Source organism: Spirosoma sp. 48-14, from assembly GCF_001898575.1.
In the GTDB taxonomy this organism is placed as follows: Bacteria; Bacteroidota; Bacteroidia; order Cytophagales; family Spirosomataceae; genus Spirosoma.
Genome location: NZ_MKUD01000001.1, coordinates 717,322 through 738,038, shown reverse-complemented (window position 1 = coordinate 738,038; position 20,717 = coordinate 717,322). Strand labels below are relative to the sequence as shown.

The following is a 20,717-nucleotide window of genomic DNA, read 5'->3' as shown; positions in this document are numbered from 1 at the left end:
ACCTTACAATTTCACGCCAAATCGGTCGCCGATTTCTTCCAGGCTTTTGATAACGGGTTCCAGCAGGGGGATGCCGTTCGCCAGTCGTTCCGCTTCCATCAACCGTTCGGGGTCGCCCGGAATCAGAACCTGTTGCCCTTCAACGGCTTTAGCCTGCCGGAATCGTTGAATCCAGGTATCCATATGGGCTTTGAATTCATCGGCAGGCCGGAATGCATCGATTCGCATAGCGCCGAAAAAATGCCCGGTACCCATGCCTACACCTTCATTGGCCTGCATAAATCCGGCTGTCGCAAACGGCGGCACCCAGGGCCCATAATTAGCGCCCGAAAGCACACCCGAAAAAATATCGACAATAGCCCCCAGACCGTATCCTTTATGTGAACCATGTTCGCGATCGGTACCAAGAGGAAGTAAAGCTCCACCATTACGGATCGCATTGGCATCGGTAGTGGGTTGGCCTTCTGCGTTTTGGGCCCAGCCCAGGGGAATATCCTGCCCTTTGCGCTGTAAAATTTCGAGCTTACCATAGGCAACGGCTGTGGAGGCAAAATCGGCCAGAAATGTCGGTTCGGTAGCCGCCGGAATAGCGACTGCAATTGGGTTGGTTCCCAGGAGTTTGTCCAGTGAAAACGTCGGAGCTACCAGCGGGGCTGCATGGGTCATGGCCTGTCCAATCATGTCGTGTTCGGTAGCGAGTAGAGCGTGATAACCCGCTATGCCGAAGTGATTGGAGTTTCGTACCGCTACCCAGCCTGTTCCGGCGGTGCGGGCTTTTTCGATGGCTACCTGCATAGCCCAGGGGCCAACGACAAGGCCAAGCCCCCGATCTCCATCGACAACAGCGGTTGAGGGCGTTTCGTGGACAACATGGATGTGCGGGTTTGGGTTTATGCGCCCATGATCGTATAGGCGGACGTAACCTGGCAAACGAGCCACACCGTGTGAATCGACACCCCGTAAATCGGCACTGACCAGTACATCGGCGGCTAATCGGGCATCGGTTTCAGAACAGCCAATGGCAATAAAAACCTGTTCGGTAAATGTTCGGAGTTGAGGGGCAGTAATCATGGCCGCAAAGTTGAGGAAAAGTCAGGAGTAGTCAAGGGAGAGCCGAAAGGGCCAGGCAGTTTACGGCGAAATCATCCCAACCGTTGCTACCACGTCTGACAATGATTTAAACGGTTGTTCGGTTTCTGGACTCTATGCCATCAAAGCATCAGAGATGTTTATTGGTTCATCTTAACTATTTTTTAAGAAACAAAACCAGTAGTTTGCGTTTTATTACGTAACCACCTGATTTGTTTCGATACCGCTATGCTGCTCCGTTATTATCTGTTCCTGGCTTTGGGTCTGTCAACGTCGATTGCCGTTGCCCAGCCACAGGATACCCTCACTACTGAACAACTCTTACAGCGACGAGGTACTTCCTATTCGGCCCTGATCCGTCCTTCGCGCTATCTGGCGTTCGATGTAAACCATGCGATCGGTGGCTTCAGGCGTTACCGCTATTTCATTGGTGATGAGCTGCATTTTAAGGCCAGGGGAGAAAAGTACCGCGAAGAGTTATACGATGTTACCGATAGTACGTTCAGCATTTTGATGGCCAATGAGGTGATGAATCGGGATGAGCCTGTAACGTTTCGGCTCGATGAAGTGAAGACTATTTTGCTACACCGTCGGATTCCATTCATAACAGCCGCCGGAACTCTATTTCCTATTGCCGGAGGGGTTTATCTGCTGGCGGATGTTGTCAATAACCGAGGCTTTTACAGCAATACATTGCCCGTAGTAGGCTCGCTGGTGCTGAGTGGTATCTTATTTCACCTGATCAGTAATCCGCATATACGTGTCAATAAAAACCATCGGCTAAAAGTACTACGGACGTATTAGATAGCCCAGACGTGAAAACAAATCGGTACGCGTAACCGGGTACGTACAAAATGTACCGCTACGTGTCTTTTTGACACAAACGATCGGCATTTGGTTTTCAAAAAAGTGCGTTTACATTTGCCCTATGCCGAACTCAATCGCCACTAGTCAAGCTCGCTGGGAGCAGCAGTATAGGTTGCATACCGACGCCTATGAGTCTGGGCGTATGTCGTTTATTTCAAGCCTTTTACCACAAACGGCTGTCCAGTTTTCAGTCTATCAAACCCTTGATATACTGCATAAACGATTGGGGAACGACATTCTACGGCGGGCGTTAAATCCGAACGAAACCATTGATAGTCCTGCCAGGGGAAACACGGATGGGTCATGGCTCAAACGGAGCAATATGGTTGGCGTCAATGTACGTACCATCGGCTCGTTCTGGAAGCTGATCAATTATACATTGACGCTATCTGCCAGCCACGACAGTATCCATTTGCTGCCGATCTGGGAACCCGGTGTGGTGGGTAGTCTATATGGCATGGTAAGCTGGGAAATCAATCCCGAATTTTTCGATGTTGAACTGGCCCGGCTGGTGCCCGCCCTCGATTCGGTCGAAAAACAGCTTAAGGTCGTTGTCAACCTGCTTCATGCCATGGGCCGTACGGTGGGCATGGATGTGATACCTCATACCGACCGATTTTCGGAGATGGTACTGGCCTGTCCGAGCTTGTTTGAGTGGGTACAGCGCGACGTAAAAGGAGGGCATCCTGATACACTTGCCGATCATTCAGGCTTCATCCACCGCTGTGTAGAAGAGTCGATCTGGCAGTTCCTGAAATTTCATGGATCGGCTGATGGATCTCCGCTGGCGTTTGCCAAAGATGCTTTTTTCTCGACCGATCTGGCAGTTCTGACGGACAACCAGCGGCTGAGAATGCTATTTGGACATCCACATGATTACGGCGGGCGACTCCGGCGACGACTGGCGCTGATTAAACATCTGGTTGCACAGGGATATGAGACGTTGCCGATGACCATGGCTCCACCGTATCGGGGCATACACATTGATCCCAATGACTACGTGATTGACGATTTCGGACAGACCTGGTATCAGTACGCATTTGATAAACCCGAGGCTATGTCGCGCGTATTTGGACCCTTGGCCCGGTATCGGTTCTATGAGTCGAAGGATAACAATCAGCATTGGGAGCTGGACTTCGACCAGCCAAACAAACCGGCCTGGGACTACATCTGCCGGAAAGTGTACGATTGCCAGCGGACGTACAATTTTGACTTCATGCGGGGTGATATGGCCCACGTACAGATGCGCCCTACGGGTGTTCCGGCCGAAGTGGATGCCTATTACGACCCCCTGCGAGCCATCAAAAAATACGTGCAGGCCAATGGAGTACCCTATTACGGCTTCTTTGCCGAAACGTTTCTGGCCCCGCCCGATACAATGGGGTATGGAAACGAACTCGATCACCTGGAAGCCATCGAAGCCGATTCGACGCTGGGTGATTTGCAGTCGATGGTGGTTGGGTCGGAGGAGTTCAAGCGCCAATTTTTCGACTACTATACCTACCTGAAAACCCGTCGGTTCGCTCCCAATTTCACCGTTATGACAGCGGATAAGGACGACCCCCGTTTCGATGAGTTTTATCGAACCGGCAATCTGTTTCGCTACTTCACGGCCCTGTTTCTGACCGATATGCCAAGTTATGTCGGTATGGGGTTTGAGGTACGGAATCTGCACGAGCAACGGGGTGAAAACGAAGAGTACAGTAAGTTGTATGTTTTCCAGATTGGCGATGATCGACAAACCGATAAAGTAACGCACACGCCATTCAGATGGGGACAAAACGCTGAGCAGTTTGAGGCCATTCTACACATACGTGCGTTTGCTGAAAGCATTTGGGCAGAGATTGTAGGCCGAGAAACAGAATGGCTGGTTCCTCCTGGCGAGTCTGACTATATTGCCTGGAAGCATACCAGCGTAGTTGGCGAATCCACCCCATCGGAATACATTTTCGCGGCTTCTATGACCGGCAATCTACCTGATGAAATACCAGAATTGCCTGAAAGCGAAGTGGTTTTTGACGAAGCGGGGTGTCGGATCTGGCGAGTGGCAAGCGCTTGATCGAAACCGTTGCGGTTGGTATATTGCAGAATGCAGTGTTAATTAATCCAGTTAGAGCAGTGCTAATTGAGTAAGTAGGCATATTGGTAAAATTAGTCGCTTTAATGGGCTTGATTTATTGTATCTTTCGCGCAAGAATATGTCACAAATTATGGAAGCGGTTATAGCAGCAGAACAGGTAGAAGAGGACGTCACCCGCTCAACCTATGAAATTGAGCGCGGAAAGCCTATGCCTAGTAAAAACCATTCAAGACTGCAAATCAGACTTGGCTCAGAGATACTTGTCCATTACGAAGACCAATTTGATGTTCGGAGCGAACAGTCGCTTGCTCCACCCAATCCGCCATTGGTACCCGATTTAAGCATTTTTCCGGCCGAAATCTCCAACTGGCAGCAGGATGAGATTAAGGAAAGTAACGTACCATTGACCGTGATCGAAATCGTGTCGCCATCGCAATCCGATACGGAGTTGACGGCAAAAGCGAAGGAATATTTTGCTGCGGGAACGAAGTCATACTGGCTTGTGCAACCTTTATTTCGGACAGTAGTTATTCTCCAGCCTAATGCCGACGAACTGGTCTTCCATAACGATGTACTTACTGACCCGACCAACGCTATTTCAATTGATCTAAAAAAAGTCTTTCGGTAAGAAGCTGTTTGATTTAGTGGCGTCAGGTTTTTAAACCTGACGTGTGCGGTTTCTCAAAACCGAGTCAGACCAACCGTTCGGTTTTGAGAATCTGCCCTCACCCTACCTGGGTAAAACGCTGTAAGTTGACTAACTCAAACAACTTCTAAACTCTTCCCTTTTTACAGTGAACTATCAACTTTCATCAACCGCCAGTAACGGCAGCTTCGACCTCATCGACAACAAGGAGGTATTAATCACACACTTTCAATACGAAAACTGGTTTTCGAGTAGTGGTACCGCCAGCCTAAAGCATGATCAGATCACCATTAAGCCACGAAATTTCTGGCATTCGGCCTTCGATTTGCTGATCAATGGTGTCGATAAAGGGGATATTACCTTTAATTGGCAGGGGCATATCCTGATTCGTTTAGAGGAGCAATCAGGGATCACGAAAAATTATCGATTAAAAAGCAAAGGTTTCTGGGACTTTCGGTTTGTGCTCGAAGATGAGCAGCATATGGAGTTGATACAACTGATTCCCAAATTTCGGTGGAACAAACTGGCTTATAATTACGGCGTTGACTTTGCCGAAACTTTTACCCCAGCCTTAAATACCGACTCGATTACACTTCTGTTAGCCTGTGGATACGGTGCCAACCTATACATGACCATGATGGCGGCTGCTGCCTGATTGTTGGCAGGGGAGTTGTACCTTTACTACATGATCGCAACCTGACCGGACGGCTTTAATTTTGTAAACTCGCTCTTATAGGACAAAATGGCGCGTGATTTATTTCATGAGCTCGTTCGGGAGGCTCTTGAGGCAGATGGCTGGATAATTACCCATGACCCATTTGTTTTAAAATCAGGGGGCTTACGACTGGAGGTCGATTTAGCTGCCGAGCAGATGCTTGCTGCTGAGCTTGGACATGAAAAAATTGTTGTAGAAATCAAGAGCTTCATTGGTAAATCGAAGCTGAATGATTTTTATGAAGCAAAAGGCCAGTATGACGTCTATCGGAGAGGATTGAAGAAAGAAGGTGTTCAGCGCAAACTTTATTTGGCTGTTGATGTAGATGTCTATGAAACGTTCTTTCAAAAATCGTTGATTGCTGAACTATTAGAAGACGAATTGATTTCATTACTCGTGTATGATATACCAATGAAACGCATTGTGCAATGGATAACCCGGTAAATGCTTATCGCGATATTATAGTTGACTTGTTGGAGTCATATGCTAGGATGCCATCGGTAGGAGCCATTCATGATGAGGTCGAAGAACAACTGATTCTGGATACGCAACGCGATCATTACCAAATTTTGACGATTGGCTGGGAAAATGGCCGTCGGGTTTATTACCCTATTTTTCACATTGATATTCGGGATGGTAAAATTTGGGTGCAGGAAGACGCCACGGACTTTGATCTAGTCGGTGAACTTGAACGACGCGGTGTTGCCAAAAGTGATATAGTGTTAGCGTTTCAAGCCCCTTATAAACGACCATTTACGGGTTACGCTGTGGCCTGAGAGGGCCTTACTACATGAATCGCAACCTGACCGACGGCTTTAATTTCGCGTCCAAGCTCACACCTAAGCGGGTGGCCAATGCGCTTAAGGTATTGTCGAGTTATTATATTGCCCGGAAAACCGGCCGACCACAGCAACGGGGTTTGCCCATGTCGGTGTCTTTTGAACCGACTACGTCCTGCAATCTGCGCTGTCCGGAATGTCCCAGTGGATTGCGTTCGTTTACCCGGCCAACAGGTATGCTTGGTGAAGACCTTTACAAACGGACCATCGATGAACTGCACGAAACCCTGCTTTATCTGATCTTTTACTTTCAGGGGGAACCGTACCTGCATCCGCAATTTCTGGATCTGGTACGATATGCCACCGACCGAAATATTTACACGGCTACCAGCACCAATGCCCATTACCTGACGGATGCCAATGCCCGTAAAACAGTCGAATCGGGGCTGGATCGGCTGATTATTTCCATCGATGGCACCACCCAGGAAGTGTATCAGCAGTATCGGGTTGGGGGAAAGCTGGAAAAAGTACTGGAAGGTACAAAGAACATCCTACGCTGGAAGAAAGAGCTGAAATCACGTACACCACACGTCGTATTTCAGTTTCTGGTCGTAAAACCCAATCAGCATCAGATTGCCGAAGTTAAAAAACTAGCCCGCGAGCTGGGCGTAGATGAAGTTGGCCTGAAAACGGCTCAGATTTACGATTACGAACAGGGCTCTGACCTAATCCCGACGCTGGATCAGTACAGTCGGTATGCCCAACAAACGGATGGTACGTATCGTATCAAAAATGGCTTTGGTGACCATTGCTGGAAAATGTGGCATTCCTGCGTCATAACCTGGGATGGGCTCGTAGTGCCCTGTTGTTTCGACAAAGATGCGCACCACCGACTTGGTGACCTGCAAACCCAGTCCTTCGCCGATCTCTGGCAGGGACCAGCTTATCAGGATTTTCGCCAGACACTGCTCCGCTCCCGTTCCGAAATCGACATGTGCCGAAACTGCACCGAAGGCACAAAAGTGTGGGCGTAAATTAATGTTGAATGATAGAATGATTGAATCGTTGAATGGGATTGTGTCAGTTATTCAATCATTCAACAATTCAATCATTCTATCATTACTTGGCTAGGTCCTTGTAGCTAATGAGCTGGATTCCTTTGGTTTTGATCAGGGCTTTTACGCGTGGGTCGGTCCAGGTATCGGTTACGCCCTGGCGGTCGACGGCTACCTGTTCATAGCCGATATGGTGAATGGCACGTACTTCGGGCGTATCGAGTCCGGGGTGGTCGACAAATAGATAGGTTTTACCCGCTTCCAGGCTTTCGAGCATTTTGCTAAAGCTGTCGATTTTCTCCTGCGAAGTGGCGTGTGGGCCAATATAGCCTACGTTCTGGACGCCAAAATCTTTGGGAACGATGTTGATCTTATACTCTTTGGCTAGTTTCTGGGTCAATGCACTTACTTCAGCGCTCATATCCGAACAGCCCATATGGCTGGAAAAATGGCTGATACGCGGGATTTTCTTGAGCGCTAATTCGATCTGGGCACGAAACTCTTTCTCAATGTCGGCCAACTGCCAGTCGTTTTCGACAATCGAACGTTTGGGGTAGTTTTTATTCGGGCGAACCATCGGATAGAAATACCCGTCGGCATCGCGCAGGCTCGGGCAATCGGATACGGGCCGCCATTTGACGTTATCCCATTCGCTGGTGATGGCCAGGTGAATGCCTACATCGACCGTCGGGTTTTCGGCCAGGATCTTAACGGCTTCTGGAAACCAGGGCGACGGAACAATAACCTCAATCGACGTTTCGATTCCTTCATTAAAACACTTGATCAGCGCTTCGTTACCCGCGTGCGAATAACCCATGTCGTCGCCACGAACAATGAGTCGTGGTGGCGCTGTTTGGGCAAAAGCCGACTGCAGCAGTAGCGCGAAAAGGCCGGAATAGACTAGTTTCATACGTAATGCGGGTGGCAACCCGCGATTTTTAGCCAACATCGCGGGTTACCACCCGCGTTACATAAGACGTTGTCTTGTAATAGTCAATGTACTGCGTTGTACCCAGTTAGGGTGAGGTCAGATTCTCAAAACCGCGTCAGACGAACCGTTCGGTTTTGAGAAACCGCACGCGTCAGGTTCTTAAACCTGACGTCACAAAGGCAAGCAACGGCTAAATCTTTTCAGCAATACGCAATTTGGCGCTACGAGCGCGTGGATTACGGGCGATTTCATCGGGTGTGGCTTCAACAGGTTTGCGGGTAACAGACTGCAACGGCTTGATTTCATTGCCAAATAAATCTTTCTCTACCTCGCCCTGAAATTTTCCTTTGTTGATGAAATTCTTCACCAGCCGGTCTTCCAATGAATGATACGACATGACTACCAGCCGACCACCCGGTTTCAAAATTTCCGGTACTTGCTCCAGAAATTCCTCCAGCACCTGTAGTTCTTCGTTTACTTCGATGCGTAATGCCTGAAAAACCTGTGCAAAATACTTGTTCTCTTTACCGCGTGGTGCCAGTCGTTGCAAGGCCGCTTTCAGATCGTTTACCGTTTTCAACGGTCGGTTTGATCGGGCCGACACAATTGCACTGGCTGCTGTACGGGCGTTGGTAATCTCGCCATACATACCCAGAATGCGGTGAAGGTCAGCTTCTGGATACGTATTGACCACATCGCGGGCCGTCCGGTCGGCATGCTGGTTCATTCGCATATCGAGGTCGGCGTCGAAACGGGTCGAGAATCCTCGTTCGGGTGTGTCGATCTGGTGCGACGAGATGCCCAGATCGGCCAGAATCCCATCGACCTGCTCGGCCTTGTAAAGTCGCAAATATCGTTTGATGTTACGGAAATTAGCCGCTACAAACGTCAGTCGTGGATCATTAAGCGCCTGTGCATTGGCGCGGGCGTCCGGGTCCTGGTCAAATCCAAACAGGCGGCCTCCTTCGAGCTGCTGTAAAATGGCACGACTGTGTCCACCACCACCAAAGGTGACGTCGACATAGGTGCCGTTGGCTTGTAAATTCAGCCCATTGATGCAGGCTTGTAATAAAACAGGTTCGTGGTAATTCGTCATTTATAATCCCTGTTTGATCAGGGCTACTAATGGTTCGATTCGTTGGTTCAACGGCTAAGCGGAACAACTGCCCTCAGGTTAATCAGAGGAGTTACCTGAAGAAAGCTGTCGTAAATCTTGTTCATAAGAGGGGAGTACCGAATTTCGGCCGAAAGCATTTTCTTATAACTTATTCCAGCCCCCGTATCGAATAAACCTAAAACGGTGGATAAACCTGTATAAAGTTTAGCCTGAATCGCTTTTTTGCCAAAATAACGCCCGGCGTAGAGTCCAATTTGGTAAACATTTTCGTCGCCGGTAAACGTCGTCTGGCGGACATTACCTAGGTCAATCACCGCAAAGACATTATGAAATTGCCTTGGAAAAAGGATTTGAGCGGTTACGCCATAGCCAACAGTACGTTGATACTTTGTTTGCCAGATAGAGCCAAACCCACCGACGCCGACAATGGGTTTGCTCCATTTTTTTTGCTCCAGGTATATTTTAGAATCTATCCGGCAAAATGTCAGATACTCTTTAAGAAGCTTAATAATGCTGGACTCTGTGTACTGAGCGGCATCTGTACGTAACGTTGGACATTCATATAAAAGCTCCCTAAGTTGTTTTCGATAGGCCGGATCGTTGTAGGTGTAAAGCATTGGGCCTTTAATTAATGGGATCGTAATGTTGTGCAACAGGGCCAGCGAGTCATACTTGGCTATCACAAATCGAGCGGTAGCGTTCGCGTCGAAGATTCGGTATAGTTTGATCGACTGACTATCCAGCAGCAGTTCAGACAAATAATAGGTGGAGTCGACACGCTCATAAATACGTTCGCCCACGCTTATCGGGGTCTTAACATAATAAGGCATTTTTAAGTACAAGCCTTCATAGACAGGACCATCGTTGATAGTCAGTTTTTGTATGTCTTTGGCCTGAATCCGCGTGTAGTAACTCAGTGAGTCGCGCCCAAACTCAATGTATCCTGGGCTTTTATCCCAGTCGTAAAAATGAATAAAGCCCGTTGTTGTTTTATCGTTTCTATCCGTTAGCGCTACTGGACGATTTTGATACTGCCCAAATAAGGTTCCAGACAAAATACAGGATAAAAAAGTGAAAAGAAAACGCATTTCAAGGAATTTGGTGTGAACGCAGCCCGATAACAACTATTTTAGAGGATAACACGTTGCGAGGAATGACAACGTACAAAGCTATCAAACAGGAGCTATCTCACAAATTCTATGAATCACAAAGCTGGTAGAGTTGGAATCATAGTCTGCTTATTTATCTCGTTTATTACGGTCGGTTTCGGGCAGGTATCTTCCGTCAAACCGGGCCAATATCGGGCTGTGCTCAAAACCAAAGGTGGCGATCTGCCATTTGGCCTGTCGATTCAGCCCGGTTCTGCTACCAATACATACACCGTGTTCGCTCTAAACGGCAATGAACGATTGCCACTGGATGCAGCTACCGTACAGGGCGATTCGATCCGCATACCGAATGCCCTGTTTGAGTCGGAACTGGTTGCAAAGATAGATGGTAATACGCTCCGGGGGACGTATCGTCGAAAACGAGTCGGACAACCTCTACAAACCTTGCCGTTCGAAGCCGAGTATGGAAAGACGTATCGGTTCGTACCAGAGGGCGAATCAGCAGGTCGGTCGGCATCGACAAACGTTACAGGCAAATGGGCTACGGATTTCGGCAGCGAAACGGGCAAGGTCGATACTGTTAACGCGGTCGGTATTTTCGATCAGAAAGGGAATCGGCTGACGGGGACATTCCTGACACCCACGGGCGATTATCGGTATCTGGAAGGCAATGTAGTGGGGGATAGCCTGTTTTTGTCCTGCTTCGATGGGTCGCACGTGTACTTGTTTAAAGCGAAACACGATCCAGCTACTAAAACCCTCAAGGGCGGCTTATGGGCTGGTATTTCGGGATATGAGGCCTGGGTAGCTCGCTTCGATCCCAAAGCAGACTTACCCGACCCTGCTAAACTAACCTACCTGAAACCTGGCTCAAAGACACTCAAAGCCTCGTTCCCCGAACCGAATGGGAATGTCGTTTCGCTGACAGACCCGCGTTTTAAAGGGAAAGTGACTATTGTACAGATCATGGGTTCGTGGTGCCCCAACTGTATGGACGAGACGAACTTTATGAGCCCCTGGTTTAAAAAGAATAAATCCCGTGGGGTTGAAATTCTAGGCTTATCGTTCGAGCGTTCGCCAGATATGGCCGAGTCGGGGCCAAAAATTGAGCGGATGAAACAACGGTTCAAAATTGATTATCCTATTGTACTGGCTGGAACCAACGATAAGATTCAGGCGTCAAAAGCGTTGCCCGATCTGAATGCGGTTGTGGCTTTCCCGACAACCATCTTCATCGACAAAAAAGGTCAGGTACGTCACATCCATACAGGTTTCTCAGGCCCCGGTACCGGCAAATACTACGACCAGTACGTCGAAGAGTTCAATCGGCTTATCGATAAATTGCTGGCAGAGTAGTTGACTGATCCATTCGTGGAGTTGTATAGCCTGTTTGAGCGGCTACACGACTCCACGAATGCATTAAAAGGCAGCCATCTATTTTATAAAATCCGTATGCATGCATACTATTTTTGGTAAAAATTGGTAGATTTACGTCCAGAAGGGATAGGACGACATCGACCATGAAGAAGGAGAAAACCGTTGATTTTCATATAAAATGGGGCTGGCATGCCATTTCACGCATGTACAACGCCTATGCAGCCCGCTACGACATCACCATGGCGATAGGGTATGTGCTGCTCAACATCGACCTGGAAGAAGGTACGCCCGCTACCAAAATTGGCCCGACGCTAGGCATGGAACCCCGTTCGTTGGTACGAATGCTGAAAAGTCTGGAAGAACGGGGCCTGATTCGTCGGGAAGTAGACGAAACCGATAAGCGGTTTGTCCGAATTTTTCTGACTGAAGAAGGTAAAGCCAAGCGCGAACTCGCCCGCGATGGGGTCATCCTGTTCAATAATATGGTTCGCGAGAAAATCCCACTGGATAAACTGGTTATCTTTTTTGAGGTCATGAAAGATATTATCCAGATGGTGGAAGACGAAAATACCCGCATCAAAACAACTGAATCCGAAGAACTTTCTCTGGACTAACCTACTGTCAATTAAGGCTGAACGCATTCTGTCAGATGGGTTCAGCCTATTCTATTTGCGTTAAACTAAACCATGGAAACTACCTTAGAAAAAACCAAATCGGAGGGGAGGTCCCTTCAGACCAAAAATCGCACGATCCGGCGCGTGGCTGTGCTGGGCTCGGGTATTATGGGCTCGCGTATTGCGGCTCATTTTGCCAACATTGGCGTTGATGTGCTCCTGTTAGACATCGTGCCGAAAGAACCTAGCGAAGCAGAACAGGCCAAAGGCTTAACTACGGCTAGTCCGGCCGTTCGGAACCGAATCGTGAACGACTCGTTTCAGGCGATGCTGAAAGCCAGCCCCGCTTCGCTGTATAGCCCCAAATTTGCCGACCGGATCAAACTGGGTAATTTCGATGATAACCTGAAAGAAATAGGGGCCTACGACTGGGTGATTGAAGTGGTTGTAGAACGGCTGGATATTAAACGGTCGGTCTACGGACGTGTTGAACAGTTTCGGAAACCAGGTACCCTAATTACATCCAACACATCTGGGATTCCAATGCAGCTGCTGGCCGAAGGGCGTAGCGAAGATTTTCGTCGGAATTTCTGTGGTACTCACTTCTTTAACCCGCCCCGGTATTTACGTTTACTGGAAATCATCCCCGGTCCTGATACCGACCCCGCAGTGGTTGATTTTCTGATGAACTACGGCGATTTGTATCTGGGGAAGACGACCGTTTTATGTAAAGATACCCCCGGCTTCATTGCCAATCGGCTCGGGATTCAATCATTGATTCAAACCATTCGGGTAGCCGAAGAACTGGGTCTGTCGGTCGAAGAGGTTGATAAGCTGACCGGGCCGGTGGTGGGCCGTCCAAAATCGGGAACGTTCCGTCTGTCGGATGTAGTAGGGCTGGATACGACCGTCAACGTAGCCAGTAATCTCGTCAAAATGGAACACGACGAGTCGAGAGCGTCGTTCGAATTGCCCGCATCGGTGAAGAAACTGATGGAAAATAAGTGGCTTGGCGACAAAACCGGGCAGGGGTATTATAAGAAGACAAAAGACGAAAAAGGGCAGACGCTGATTCTGGCCCTCGATCTGAAAACCTTTGAATACAAGCCCTCGGAAAAGGTCAAATTCGCGACGCTCGAAAGTACCAAAGCGATCGATAACCTGAAGAATCGGTTTCCGGTTCTGATTGCCGGGAAAGATAAAGCAGGCGAATTTTACCGGCGTACTTTTGCCGATGGATTCCGCTATGCTACCTACCGCATTCCCGAAATTTCGGACGAACTCTACCGCATCGATGCCGCTATTACCGCTGGATTTGGCTGGCAAATGGGCTTGTTTGAAACCTGGGACGCCATTGGCGTGAAGAAGGGCGTCGAACTGATCGAATCATTTGGTCAGAAGCCCGCCCAATGGGTCTACGATATGCTCGATGCGGGTTTCGATCAATTCTACAAAGTAGAAAACGGCAAACGGAAGTATTACGACATTCCGACGAAAAGCTACAAGGTAATTCCGGGTACCGAAGCGTTTACCATTCTGGAAAATCTTAGTAACAATATCGTCTGGAAAAATGCTGGAGCGAATATTGTTGATCTGGGCGACGGCATTCTGAACGTCGAATTCCGCAGCAAGATGAACACCTTTGGGCAGGAGGTTTCTGAAGCGCTGAACAAAGGTATTTCGCTGGCTGAGAAAGACTTCCGGGGACTGGTTGTAGGCAACGATTCAACCGAAGCATTTTCGGCAGGCGCCAACCTGGCTACACTATTCATGTTTGCCGTCGAGCAGGAGTTCGATGAGGTCAATCTGATGATTGCGCAGTTCCAGAAGCTCATTACCCGCCTTCGGTATTCATCCATTCCGGTTGTTGTGGCTCCCCATACCTTAACCCTGGGCGGTGGCTGCGAAGCCGTACTTCATGCCGACCGGGTAGTGGCCCATGCCGAAAGTTACATTGGCTTGGTTGAAGTAGGGGTCGGTCTGATTCCGGCGGGTGGTGGAACTAAAGAAATGGCTGCCCGTGCATCGGATCTTTACCAGACTGGTGACCCCGAGCTAAACATCGTGCAAAATGTGTTCATGAACATCGCAACGGCAAAAGTGTCGACTTCAGCGCAGGAGGCCCGCGAAATGAACTACCTCCGCTCAACGGACCAGATTGTGTTGAACCGGAGTCGTTTGCTGGCCGAAGCGAAACAGGCCGCTATTGAACTGGCCGAGAATGGATACACACAGCCCAAGCCCCGAACGGATATTAAAGTACAGGGAAAAACGGGTATTGCTTTGTTCAAAGCAGGGATTACGGCCATGCACATGGGACGGTATATTTCAGACCATGATCGGAAAATTGCCGATAAACTGGCCTATGTTATCTGCGGGGGCGATTTGAGTACACCACAGACGGTTTCGGAGCAATATCTGCTCGATCTGGAGCGGGAGGCTTTCCTATCGTTAACAGGTGAAAAGAAAACGCTGGAACGGATTCAGAGTCTGCTGACTGGCGGTAAGGCACTACGAAACTAGAGAATACATACATTTTTTACATCATGCGGGTATTGAGAGGGAAGCCGTCTTAATACCCGCTTTTGGCTTTATAGTTTCCTGATACTACCCGTTTAGCCCTCCTTTTTTACCACTTGTTTTTTGTCTATGTGTAACGCGCTGTTAAGGCTAATAAGCAAATTCGAGAAATATTTAGTATATACATTATTGTTTATTGTGACTATTATATAAGCGCTAGCTGATCTTTTGTTTATAATTGGTGGTTACTAAATATATTTTTAATGGTGTATTTGGTAACATAGTATTGTATTATAAAAGGGTACGATTAAATATATTTTAGGTCACCTACCTTTTAATATATTTTTAAAAAAGCAAGGGCTTAAGTATGTGCGTTTTAACGTAACTTTTCAATGGCATTACGCCCTAACCCATAGAGATAATTTATTGTATTATGACTGATCTGATCAGCGATGAGGATATGATTCGTCAGTATCTGTCGAGTCAGCCTAACCACTGTTTTGAGATATTGTATAAACGGTATGTCAACAAGGTCTATAGACGTTGTCTGTCTATGACAAAGGACCCACTAAAGGCCGAAGATTTCACCCACGACATATTTCTGAAAGTATTTCATCGGCTGGAGGCCTTTCAGGAGCGGTCGAGCTTCTCAACCTGGCTGTACGCTATTTCATTTAACTATTGCTCTGATCAAATCCGATTGGCGAAACGGATGAATTTTATTACGGTTGAAGAGGAGCTAGATCAGAATATTCCAGAACCAGAAGATGCATCGGTGCATGACGATGCTACGCAGCTTGTGAACCGAATCTGGAAAACACTCTCGACAAAAGAGCGTATGTTGTTGCAACTCAAATACGAAGATGAGCTAAGTGTACATGACATTGCCAACCTGTATAGTCTGAATCCGAGTACGGTAAAAATGCGACTAAAACGAAGCCGGGATAAAATACAGCAACTCTACTCGAAAGCCTATTACGACTAGCCTGAAAAGGAGTCGTAGTGTTTATAAGTCGTTCAGGGTGCGGGCATAGACGCGAGAATTTGACTGCTTATTGAACAAACTCGATGAATTGATCCAGGGCGGTCGGATTCCGAAGCGTGTCTTTACTGGTTGCCAGTGATGCATCCATCCCCGAAAGAATCTTCTTGATAGGGGTTTCCAGCTTTTTACCGCTGATGGTATAGGGGATTTCCCGAATTGAATACACCCGATCGGGAACGTGGCGAGGGCTGAACTGGCTTCTGAGCGTTTGTTTTATGCGCCCTATCAGCTCGTCAGTAAGGGCATACCCTTCGCGAAGAACGACAAACAAAGGCATAAAGTAGCGGCCTCCCGGCTGCTCCAGACCAACAATCAGGCTGTCGGCAATTTCGGGTAAGCTTTCTACCGCGCTGTAGATCTCGCTGGTGCCAATACGAACTCCATCCCGGTTAAGTGTAGCGTCGGAACGGCCATAGATAATTACGCCGTTGTGGCTGGTAATCTGAATATAATCGCCATGTCGCCAGATGCCCGGATAATCGGTAAAATAGCTTTTTCGGTATCGGTCATTATCCGGGTCGTTCCAGAAATAGATAGGCATGGAGGGCATAGGCTCCAGAATGACCATTTCGCCCAGCGATTCCCGAACGGGCTTTGCATGCTCATCGAACGCTTCGATATGGACTCCCAGCATCCGGCACTGGATTTCACCTTCGTATACGGGTAACAGTGGATTGCCGCCCACAAACGCACTACATACATCTGTGCCACCACTGAGCGAGATTAGCCAGATAGTTGGCTTAATGGCTGTATAGATCCAGCGAAAGCCTTCAGGAGGCAACGGAGAGCCCGTTGATCCGATTGTGCGTAGTGCTGATAGTTTGGCAAGTTGACCAGGGTGGATATCCGCTCGCAGACAGGCCAGGTAATAGGCGGCTCCTCCTCCGAAGTGATTGATTTGTGCCGTTTCGGCCAGTTTCCATAATACATTCAGATTCGGATAACCAGCCGCTCCGTCGTATAGCACCAGCGTAGCTCCTGCCAGCATTGACCCCACGGCATAATTCCACATCATCCAGCCCGTCGTCGAATACCAGAAATATCGTTCCCCCATACGAACATCCTGATGCAAAGCCAGGGCTTTCATGTGTTCAAGCAGGCAGCCGCCCACACTGTGGGTAATGGCTTTGGGTTTGCCGGTAGTTCCTGACGAATACAATACCCATATGGGATGTTCGAACGGTACGGGTTCGAATGTCAATCCATCAGGGGCCGGAGTGGTCAGGACGTCCTGCCAATGGACAAACTTGGCCGTTCGCCCTACTGTGTGGTCAGTTAGTTGAGTCAACCAGTCGTTTGGCGTTGAGGTGCGGTAAGGAACCCAGATCACTTCCTGAAGCGAAGGTAGCCGAGTGCTTAAGTCACCTATAGCATCAACCTTATCGATGACTTTGCCATTGTACTGATACTTGTCGATGGCAATGAGTAGTTTAGGCTGAATTTGCCAGAATCGGTCAACAACACTATCGGTTCCAAAATCGGGTGAGCAACTCGACCAGATGGCTCCGATTGAGTTTGTTGCCAGAAATGCCACAACCGCTTCGGGTATGTTAGGCAGAACAGCCACAACCCGATCACCTTTTTCTACCCCTGCCTGTCGCAGATAAGCCGCTACAGCCGCAACCTGCCGTTCCAGTGTAGCCCAGGAGATGGCGGTTAACGACTGTTGCTCGGAACCAAACAGAAGCGCCGGTCGATTTGCTGCCTGATGAGTCGCTTTGTGCCGAAATATATGTTCAGCATAATTAACCGTAGCTCCCCGAAACCATTCTACCCCAATCATATCGGCATCACTCGGTCTGAATAGTACCTGCTGATAAGGGGAGTGGCTTTGCACATCAAAAAATTGCCAGATACTTTCCCAGAACGCTTCCAGATCAGTTACCGACCAGTCCCACAGGTCATCATAGTCGCGGAAGTACAGGCCTTTTTTTATGAAAAGCCAGTCCATATAGCGTTTCATCAGTGTTTGCTCAATGGTCCGCCGGTCGGGCGTGTAGAGAGGTTTTTCGGTAGGAGTAGACATTGGCGGTAGGGAGTCGTTCAACTATCGACTAACGACCAAGCACTCCTCTGGATTGTTTTTTCAATAAAATGCGTTTCGGAAAAAGAAGTTTTACGGGGTTATCCTGAAAAAACCTAAATTTGTAACCCATTTTTTACTTGCCTAGAACAGTACACTGAAAATCAGTGTTGCTTATCTATACAAACAGGCGATTTACTGTATTTTTCCATGAATCAGGATTCAGAAAAGAACGACCGGAGTACCCGACAAAACCGTGATGGTAGTCGTTCAATGGGCCGTCGGGATGATGCCCCACGTTTCAACCGTAGCCAAGATGGCGATCGGCCACGCTTTAGCCGAGGCAATGATCGGCAGGACAACAGAGATGATAAACCGCGTTTCAGTCGGGAACGTAGTCAAAACCCAACACCGCGTGATAACGAGCGTGGGAATCGGAATGATGGTCGCTTCAACGATCGACGTCGGGATGAGCGGCCTGCCCGGTTTGATCGCGATGATAAACCTCGCTTTGATCGGGGGCGTCGGGACGATTCTGACGAGCGTCGGCCCCGTTTTGACCGTGATGCAACCGATCGGCCAGCCAGAGGCCCCCGCGATGACAAGCGGTTTAGCCCAAAACGGGCAGGAGATACAGGAAATCGCCGGTTTGATGAACGCGATGAAAATCGTCGTGGGCCCGCTCGGTTTGACCGTAGTAATGATCGATCGGGCAACGAACGTCGGTTTCGTGATGAACAACGGGAGCGGCCTCGTTTCCGTACTGAATCGGAGGGTGATCGCCCCCGTTTCGACCGAAATACACGCGGAGACCGGAACGACGAACGATTCGGTTCACGCAACAACCGCTTTGGCAATGACGAGCGTCCGCGCACCAGCCGTTTCTCGAAGGATGCCGATCGGTCCGAGCGTCCGGCTCGTTTCGACCGGGACGATAAACCCCGCTTTAAGCGATCAGATGACGGTAAACGGCCAGATAACGACCGACCTAAAAATCGGTTCGATGCTGGTGAGCAACGGGGTAAAGGCCGACGCGCTGGTAATGATGAGGCCTGGAATCGCGATGAAGACTCTTCTCGTTTTACGGGTCAGCAACGCAAAGAGTCAAGTGATCGACGTACTGGAAAATATACCCAGGCACCAAACTATGATCGGGAGTTAAGTCGTGAGCAGCCATCCTTTCGCCAGAAATCGTCGGACGACCGTCGTGGCAAGCCGAAAGGAAGTGAGCCAAGGCCAAAGCGCAGCGATTCGGAAGAACATCAGGATGGTCCGGGCCTTACCCGGCTCAATCGATACATTGCCAATTCGGGCGTTTGCTCGCGTCGGGAAGCGGATGAACTCATTGCCCGGGGCGACATTTCGGTAAACGGGAAAGTCGTGACCGAAATGGGCTACAAAGTGAAAGAAGGCGACACGGTAAAATATGGCACTAAAATCCTGAATCCTGAGCGGTTTGTGTACGTACTGCTCAATAAGCCTAAGGATTACATCACCACTACAGAAGACCCTGAAGATCGGCGAACGGTGATGGAACTGGTAGCCGATGCCGGTAATTTCCGTATTTATCCCGTTGGCCGGCTGGATCGTAACACAACGGGTCTGCTGCTGCTGACCAACGATGGCGAACTGGCCGATAAACTGACGCACCCATCGAACAACATTCGTAAAATCTATCAGGTTGAAATTGATAAGCCCGTGACCGAGGAGCATTTTGAGGCTATTCGTAACGGTATTGAACTTGAAGACGGTGCCATCAAGCCTGATGCGTTGAGTATCATAACGCCCGATGCCCAGGTGATCGGTATCGAGATCCACTCGGGTCGTAACCGGATTGTCCGTCGGATTTTCGAACACTTTGGCTATCAGGTAACCAAACTCGACCGGACAACCTACGCCGGGCTAACCAAGAAAGACCTGCCCCGTGGCAAATGGCGCTTCCTGGAGCCCAAAGAGGTTGTGAAGTTGAAATACTTTAACTAAAGAGTGAAAGAGTGAATGGGTGAAAGAGCGAAATGCTGACGCAAACTTTTTTCGCTCTTTCACCCATTCACTCTTTCACTCTTTTACAATCCTATGAATCACCTTTTTCCGTATATCGAGCGGACGTTGCTGCATCCTGGGGTAACGATCAACGAGCAATATGACGTGCTTGATGAGGTGATTCAGTTGGGGATGGCAGGAATGACCGTTGCGCCCTTTTGGGTGAAAAAAATCCGCCGGGAATTGGGCGATACTCATCCGGCTATTCTATCGACGGTGATTGGCTATCCGTTTGGGTATCAGCGTACCGAAGCCAAGCAAACCGAAATTGACTGGGCGTTGAAGGACGGGGCCAATGAGATTGAAGTGGTTTTGAATACCTCTGCTTTGTTTTCGCCTACATCAGTCTGGCTTAAAATTGAACTGGCCAAGCTTGTGGCTATGGTTCACGCACAGGAGAAATTCTTCACCGTTATTTTGGAATCGACCTTGCTGGATACAGAGCAACGTCGGAACATGATCAAACTCGCGGCCGACGCGGGTGCTGACTTTATTAAAAACGCAACGGGCGCCCTTCATACCGACTTCTCTCTGGAGTCGGCGTTGCAGTTTCGTCGGGAAGTACCCCAGACAGTGGGGGTTAAAGTAGTTGCCGACGGAGCTAAAGAAAGCCAACTGGAAGCTTTAATTGCCGTTGGCGTAGAACGGCTGTCGATCGGGCGAATGTTGCTGTAAACACATGATGGAAAGTTTGGTGAACATGTGCC

Annotated in this window: 18 protein-coding genes; 13 read left to right on the top strand and 5 right to left on the bottom strand. The window is 48.8% G+C overall.

Annotated features, from left to right (window positions below):
- Positions 1–3: 3 nt before the first annotated feature.
- A complete protein-coding gene (locus BGO59_RS02990; protein WP_293680212.1) occupies positions 4–1,071 on the bottom strand; it encodes an Ldh family oxidoreductase in 1,068 nt (355 codons plus the stop codon).
- A gap of 246 nt (positions 1,072–1,317) precedes the next feature.
- On the opposite strand from BGO59_RS02990, the gene BGO59_RS02985 reads away from it, so the two are divergent.
- From BGO59_RS02985 to BGO59_RS02955, 7 genes are all read left to right on the top strand, one after another.
- Positions 1,318–1,893 carry a hypothetical protein gene (locus BGO59_RS02985; protein WP_293680209.1) on the top strand — a complete coding sequence of 192 codons (576 nt, stop codon included), beginning with the start codon at positions 1,318–1,320 and terminating at the stop codon, positions 1,891–1,893.
- A 124-nt stretch (positions 1,894–2,017) separates the two neighbouring features.
- The gene (locus BGO59_RS02980) at positions 2,018–4,015 is read left to right on the top strand and encodes a hypothetical protein (protein WP_293680206.1); all 1,998 of its coding nucleotides are present in this window, start codon (positions 2,018–2,020) and stop codon (positions 4,013–4,015) included.
- Between the two features lie 139 nt (positions 4,016–4,154).
- Positions 4,155–4,664: a Uma2 family endonuclease gene (locus BGO59_RS02975; protein ID WP_293680203.1), complete on the top strand. Its 510-nt coding sequence runs from the start codon at positions 4,155–4,157 to the stop codon at positions 4,662–4,664.
- Positions 4,665–4,830: 166 nt separating this feature from the next.
- Positions 4,831–5,337 carry a hypothetical protein gene (locus tag BGO59_RS02970; RefSeq protein ID WP_293680200.1) on the top strand — a complete coding sequence of 169 codons (507 nt, stop codon included), beginning with the start codon at positions 4,831–4,833 and terminating at the stop codon, positions 5,335–5,337.
- 87 nt (positions 5,338–5,424) lie between these two features.
- Entirely contained in the window at positions 5,425–5,841 is a 417-nt protein-coding gene (locus BGO59_RS02965; RefSeq protein ID WP_293680198.1) for an element excision factor XisH family protein, read from the top strand.
- Complete coding sequence (locus BGO59_RS02960; RefSeq protein WP_293680195.1) at positions 5,826–6,173, top strand: XisI protein; 348 nt, start codon at positions 5,826–5,828, stop codon at positions 6,171–6,173. The genes BGO59_RS02965 and BGO59_RS02960 overlap by 16 nt, the downstream gene beginning before the upstream one ends.
- A 14-nt stretch (positions 6,174–6,187) precedes the next feature.
- On the top strand, positions 6,188–7,210 hold the full coding sequence (locus BGO59_RS02955) for an SPASM domain-containing protein (RefSeq protein WP_293680193.1): 1,023 nt from the start codon (positions 6,188–6,190) through the stop codon (positions 7,208–7,210).
- 85 nt (positions 7,211–7,295) lie between these two features.
- Here BGO59_RS02955 and BGO59_RS02950 read toward each other — a convergent pair whose 3' ends face one another.
- The 3 genes from BGO59_RS02950 to BGO59_RS02940 all read right to left on the bottom strand — a co-directional run bounded on the left by BGO59_RS02950 (position 7,296) and on the right by BGO59_RS02940 (position 10,367).
- Positions 7,296–8,141 (bottom strand): polysaccharide deacetylase family protein, encoded by an 846-nt coding sequence (locus BGO59_RS02950; protein WP_293680190.1) that lies wholly within the window; start codon positions 8,139–8,141, stop codon positions 7,296–7,298.
- A gap of 211 nt (positions 8,142–8,352) precedes the next feature.
- Positions 8,353–9,258 carry a 16S rRNA (cytosine(1402)-N(4))-methyltransferase RsmH gene (gene rsmH, locus BGO59_RS02945; RefSeq protein ID WP_293680188.1) on the bottom strand — a complete coding sequence of 302 codons (906 nt, stop codon included), beginning with the start codon at positions 9,256–9,258 and terminating at the stop codon, positions 8,353–8,355.
- A 47-nt stretch (positions 9,259–9,305) separates the two neighbouring features.
- Positions 9,306–10,367, bottom strand: a complete 1,062-nt coding sequence (locus BGO59_RS02940) for a hypothetical protein (protein WP_293680185.1) — start codon at positions 10,365–10,367, stop codon at positions 9,306–9,308.
- 111 nt (positions 10,368–10,478) lie between these two features.
- Here BGO59_RS02940 and BGO59_RS02935 point away from each other — a divergent pair, with 111 nt between their 5' ends.
- The 4 genes from BGO59_RS02935 (at position 10,479) to BGO59_RS02920 (ending at position 15,884) form a co-directional block, all read left to right on the top strand.
- The gene (locus BGO59_RS02935; RefSeq protein ID WP_293680183.1) at positions 10,479–11,744 is read left to right on the top strand and encodes a peroxiredoxin; all 1,266 of its coding nucleotides are present in this window, start codon (positions 10,479–10,481) and stop codon (positions 11,742–11,744) included.
- A 164-nt stretch (positions 11,745–11,908) separates the two neighbouring features.
- Positions 11,909–12,379, top strand: a complete 471-nt coding sequence (locus BGO59_RS02930; RefSeq protein WP_020599832.1) for a MarR family transcriptional regulator — start codon at positions 11,909–11,911, stop codon at positions 12,377–12,379.
- A 72-nt stretch (positions 12,380–12,451) separates the two neighbouring features.
- Positions 12,452–14,902, top strand: a complete 2,451-nt coding sequence (locus BGO59_RS02925) for a 3-hydroxyacyl-CoA dehydrogenase/enoyl-CoA hydratase family protein (protein ID WP_293680174.1) — start codon at positions 12,452–12,454, stop codon at positions 14,900–14,902.
- A gap of 430 nt (positions 14,903–15,332) precedes the next feature.
- A complete protein-coding gene (locus tag BGO59_RS02920; RefSeq protein WP_293680171.1) occupies positions 15,333–15,884 on the top strand; it encodes a sigma-70 family RNA polymerase sigma factor in 552 nt (183 codons plus the stop codon).
- A 67-nt stretch (positions 15,885–15,951) separates the two neighbouring features.
- Here BGO59_RS02920 and BGO59_RS02915 read toward each other — a convergent pair whose 3' ends face one another.
- Positions 15,952–17,970 (bottom strand): acetoacetate--CoA ligase, encoded by a 2,019-nt coding sequence (locus BGO59_RS02915; protein ID WP_293680125.1) that lies wholly within the window; start codon positions 17,968–17,970, stop codon positions 15,952–15,954.
- Positions 17,971–18,177: 207 nt separating this feature from the next.
- Between BGO59_RS02915 and BGO59_RS02910 the strand changes: the two genes are divergently transcribed.
- Both BGO59_RS02910 and BGO59_RS02905 read left to right on the top strand, forming a co-directional pair.
- Positions 18,178–19,950: a pseudouridine synthase gene (locus BGO59_RS02910; RefSeq protein WP_293680122.1), complete on the top strand. Its 1,773-nt coding sequence runs from the start codon at positions 18,178–18,180 to the stop codon at positions 19,948–19,950.
- A 93-nt stretch (positions 19,951–20,043) separates the two neighbouring features.
- Positions 20,044–20,685 carry a deoxyribose-phosphate aldolase gene (locus tag BGO59_RS02905; RefSeq protein WP_293680119.1) on the top strand — a complete coding sequence of 214 codons (642 nt, stop codon included), beginning with the start codon at positions 20,044–20,046 and terminating at the stop codon, positions 20,683–20,685.
- Positions 20,686–20,717: the final 32 nt, after the last annotated feature.